Here is a 3,588-nt window from a genome sequence, read left to right as displayed (position 1 = left end):
GCCCCGCCGTTGACGCGCCACCGGAACAAGGCCGCTCCGAGTGCGCCGCCCGTGGTGATCTCGATGTCGAAGTCGTACTCGCTGGCCGGCGTGCCGCTCACGGTGAGCACGGGCGGAACCGTGCCGTCCGATACCACAGGAGTGTGGACCGCAAAGCCGACGCCTGGCAGCGGAGTCAGTAGTTGCGTCACGGCGCCCTCGGCGACGTTGTATTGTGCGCCCGAGCTCTCGGCCTGAATCGTCAAGCTGAGCGTGCCGTTGAGCGCCAGCGTGCCGCCGGTCGTGTTGTAGAACCGCAGGCCCGCGTCGGTGGCCCACCACAGCTGGTTCGGGCTGATCGTGAAAGGCCCCGCGGCGGCAATGTCGCCGATGCTGAACGTCCCCACCGTGAACGCCGCTTCGGTACGCGTCTCCTGGTACCAGTTGTCCATGATGAGCGTCAGCCAGTTGCCGCTCGACAGCGAGAGGATGACGCCCGAGGCGATGTCGTAGATCCAGCCCTGCGCCTTCGCCTGCATCGATGCGAACGCCCACAGCAGCCGGCGCGGCACGCCGGTGGTCCCCCATCCGGTCGTCGGAAATCCGGTCGACTTCAGCACAGCGATCATGGCGTCGAACGCCTCTTGCTGCGTCTGGACGGTCAGAAGGTCTGCGAGTGTGATGGTCATTGGATTCCCAGGAGCTTCAGGCTCACCTTGTCGACGGTGGTCACGAGCTGGAACGTGCCGTACATGCAGTCCACGTCAGCCGTGACCGTCATGGCGCGCGTGGCCGTGTTCCACGACAGGCGCACCGGGCAGCTGTAGACCCGCTCATCCTTCATGGCCTCGGTCTCGAGCCGCTGCGCCGCGCGGAACGCCTCCGCGGTGTTCATCGGGCGGTTGAGCAGCATTACGGCGTAGAATCCCGCGTCGGGATCGTCCTCACATGAGCCTTGCGGCATTGACCAACGAGCCGCGATTGCCTGCGCCACGACCTGGGTTCCGTCGATGATGGTGAACGTCGGATCGAGATCCGGAAACGCCGACACGTCTGATCCGTAGTCAGTAGTTTCGGGGGAGATGTTGGTGTAGGTGGTCATGCAATCGTGCCAGTGCCGGTTCCTGCTGCTGCGCCCGTGACGGGGCCTCCTCCGGCGGGGGCGACCAGGCCGAGCGCCGGGACGATGTCGTTCGTGCTCACCGCGGCGTTGGTCGTGATCTCATCAACAACCGCGCACGCGATCGCGTAGGCCATCGCCTTGCCACCCGTGACGCCGGCAGGCGTGGATGCAAACCCGCCGCCACCGGCCACGAGGTTGTCGTAGATCCGTTTCGATAGGCCGGCCGAACACGCCGCGTCGCCCTTCTGCAGTGCCATGGTTCCCTCTCGACAGCAGCCCCGAAGCGAAGATCCAACCGCCGGCTGAGTGACAGTCGGATCCTCGCTTCGAGGCTGTCAGCTATTTCGACTTGACCAGGAGAGAGGCCCCCGTGATCGTTCCGGCCCATGGCCCCGCCTGCACCGGGTCGGTCTGCCGAGCCACGCCGAGTAGCGCGAGCGCGCCCCCAAGCTCGATCGTCGCCCCGTCCACGATGGCCTTGCCGGCGCTCTTGATCTCGACTTCCGTGACGGTCTCGATCTTGACCTTGGTGGGCGTTCCCTGCTCGAACATCCGCACAACGGGGCAGTCGCGCCGCAGGTTCTCGAACCCGACCACACACCGCGCACCCTTTGGGACCACGCACGTCATGCCTGGCACGCCTACTCGGTACGGCACACCGACAAGCCCTGCGCCGAAGCGCACGTCGTCGACCTTCACGTCGAAGGTTCCGTCGGCGCGTTGCTGCACGACGGTTCCTTCGTAGCAGGCGAGCAGGTCGATCGGTGCCTCATCGGCGATGATCTCCTGCAACGACTTGCGGATGTCGTCAGCCATCGAAATGCACCATGGTGGTGAGCTTGGCGCCGTCCAGGAAGTGCTCCACGGTCGCGATGTGCTGCTCCAGGAACGTCTCGCCCGGGAACACGCACGGCACGTCAGCCACGATCTTGGCGCGCGCTTCCTGCTTGATGTTCTCGATCAGGTGGTAGTTTGGCGTGACCAGGGCAGACTCGGCCCATGCGTCGGTTCCGACCCACACGGTGCCATCCGCGAGCACGCGCCACCCCACGCCCAGGCGCCGGATCAGCAGGGCGAGCTCGCGCTGCGCCGGATTCTGCAGCCGCACCCAGTGGGGGAACACGGTCGCGAGCGCCGTTGCGCTCGATGTCGTCGACAGCATCTCGCCGGCCTCGCGCAGCAGGTCCCCGATGATGAGCCCCGCCGTGGCCTGCCGGTACGCCTTGCCGCCCACGGTGGTCTGCAGCCCTGCAGCGCCGCCCACGATGCGGGCTAGGACGCGGTCTGCGTAGGCCTCGCACGCGCCCGTAGGCACCGTGCCGACAAGCTGCATTGAGCCGTCCGCGAAGTCGATCGTGACCGTGCCCGACAGCGCCGTATCGCCGTTGGCCTCGATCTTCGCCACCCAGGGGCCCGACTTGGGCAGGGTGATCTCGGCCTTCAGGACCTGCAGATCGTTGGCTCGAACGTGCATTCAGCTCAGCCGGCCTTCTTCTGCGGGTTCGAGCTTGGCAGCATATTGGTCGTCTCGGCGTCGAGTCCCTTGGACTTGTCGCTGTCCGTGTACTTCTGGTCGATGACGCTCTTGCTGCCCTCTTTGCTGTTGTCGCTCTTCTTCGCCGTGTTCGTCTTGGAGACCGGGTTCTTGGGCTCCGGGCGCCAGCCCTTGCACGCGATCGTCACTTCGAAGGCTCCCTTCAGGCGCGACGGCTGCGGCGCCGACACCTTCGTGATGTAGACGCGCCGGATGTTGTGCAGGCTCGTGATCGGGTGGACGATGTCCTTGGGCGCGATCTTGCCCTTCGTGTTGTTCGGGTCAATGGCGGGCAGGATTGACTGGTAGGCCGCCCACTGCTGCCGGGTCCAGATCGTCAGGACAATGTTCACGTCCTCGACCTCGGAGCCGTTGTCCGTGATGGTCGCGCCGTCGATGCCCTTGGCCTGTTTGATATCGAGCTTTCGGCCGGTGGTGGCCGTCACCTGGGCGAGGCCCGGCAGCATGACGCCGCCCAGCGTGCACGTGTCGTAGACCTCGGGGCAGTCCAGCCAGTAGGGGATCGTCGCGGTGTCGTTGCTGCCCGGCGGGTTGTTGTCGCCGTGGGGGTCGGTCTTGGGTGGCAGATCCTCTGGCGTGGGGGGCCAGCCGCCGAAGATGCTGGAGTCGGGCATGTCAGGTCCCAGCGCCCTTCTTCATCTCCTCTTTGACCTTCGAGGTGATGAGCCAGGCGAGCTCCTCATCGGTCTTGCCCACTCCCGACACCGAGACGTGCAGGTTCGTGTCGCCCTTCTGCTTGTCGGTCGGGATCGCTTGCTGAGGCATCGACGAGGGGGCCGGGAATGCGCCGGTGGGGGTCGTGAGCGTCATGTTGCTGTAGGGGCTCGGGCCGGTGCCCATCGAGGCGTTGGCACTGCCAAATCCGCCGCCGGGGCCTGCCAGCGATGCACCCATGAAGGATGTGTCGATCGATGGCGTGAACGAGTTGGTG

7 protein-coding genes are annotated in these 3,588 nt (G+C 65.8%); all 7 read right to left on the bottom strand.

Annotation, left to right across the window (positions count from 1 at the left end; translation table 11 throughout):
• Positions 1–668 (bottom strand): baseplate J/gp47 family protein (locus tag PHU49_15800; GenBank protein ID MDD5245472.1); only part of this gene is annotated, 668 nt, incomplete at its 3' end.
• A complete protein-coding gene (locus tag PHU49_15795; GenBank protein MDD5245471.1) occupies positions 665–1,081 on the bottom strand; it encodes a hypothetical protein in 417 nt (138 codons plus the stop codon). The genes PHU49_15800 and PHU49_15795, both read right to left, overlap by 4 nt.
• Positions 1,078–1,359, bottom strand: coding sequence for a hypothetical protein (locus PHU49_15790; GenBank protein ID MDD5245470.1), 282 nt, complete (start codon positions 1,357–1,359; stop codon positions 1,078–1,080). The genes PHU49_15795 and PHU49_15790 overlap by 4 nt, the downstream gene beginning before the upstream one ends.
• Before the next feature lie 82 nt (positions 1,360–1,441).
• A complete protein-coding gene (locus PHU49_15785; protein MDD5245469.1) occupies positions 1,442–1,918 on the bottom strand; it encodes a hypothetical protein in 477 nt (158 codons plus the stop codon).
• A complete protein-coding gene (locus tag PHU49_15780) occupies positions 1,911–2,576 on the bottom strand; it encodes a hypothetical protein (protein ID MDD5245468.1) in 666 nt (221 codons plus the stop codon). The genes PHU49_15785 and PHU49_15780 overlap by 8 nt, the downstream gene beginning before the upstream one ends.
• Before the next feature lie 5 nt (positions 2,577–2,581).
• Positions 2,582–3,271 carry a hypothetical protein gene (locus PHU49_15775; protein ID MDD5245467.1) on the bottom strand — a complete coding sequence of 230 codons (690 nt, stop codon included), beginning with the start codon at positions 3,269–3,271 and terminating at the stop codon, positions 2,582–2,584.
• Between the two features lies 1 nt (position 3,272).
• Positions 3,273–3,588: hypothetical protein (locus PHU49_15770; protein ID MDD5245466.1), on the bottom strand; the 316-nt coding region annotated here is incomplete at its 5' end.

The organism is Syntrophorhabdaceae bacterium (assembly GCA_028713955.1).
GTDB lineage: Bacteria > Desulfobacterota > Syntrophorhabdia > Syntrophorhabdales > Syntrophorhabdaceae > UBA5609.
This window is presented reverse-complemented; position numbering and strand designations above follow the sequence as displayed.

Coding starts and splice junctions, on each gene's coding strand:
- PHU49_15795 (MDD5245471.1), bottom strand. CDS start 1,081: ATGACCACCTACACCAACATCTCCCCCGAAACTACTGACTACGGATCA.
- PHU49_15790 (MDD5245470.1), bottom strand. CDS start 1,359: ATGGCACTGCAGAAGGGCGACGCGGCGTGTTCGGCCGGCCTATCGAAA.
- PHU49_15785 (MDD5245469.1), bottom strand. CDS start 1,918: ATGGCTGACGACATCCGCAAGTCGTTGCAGGAGATCATCGCCGATGAG.
- PHU49_15780 (MDD5245468.1), bottom strand. CDS start 2,576: ATGCACGTTCGAGCCAACGATCTGCAGGTCCTGAAGGCCGAGATCACC.
- PHU49_15775 (MDD5245467.1), bottom strand. CDS start 3,271: ATGCCCGACTCCAGCATCTTCGGCGGCTGGCCCCCCACGCCAGAGGAT.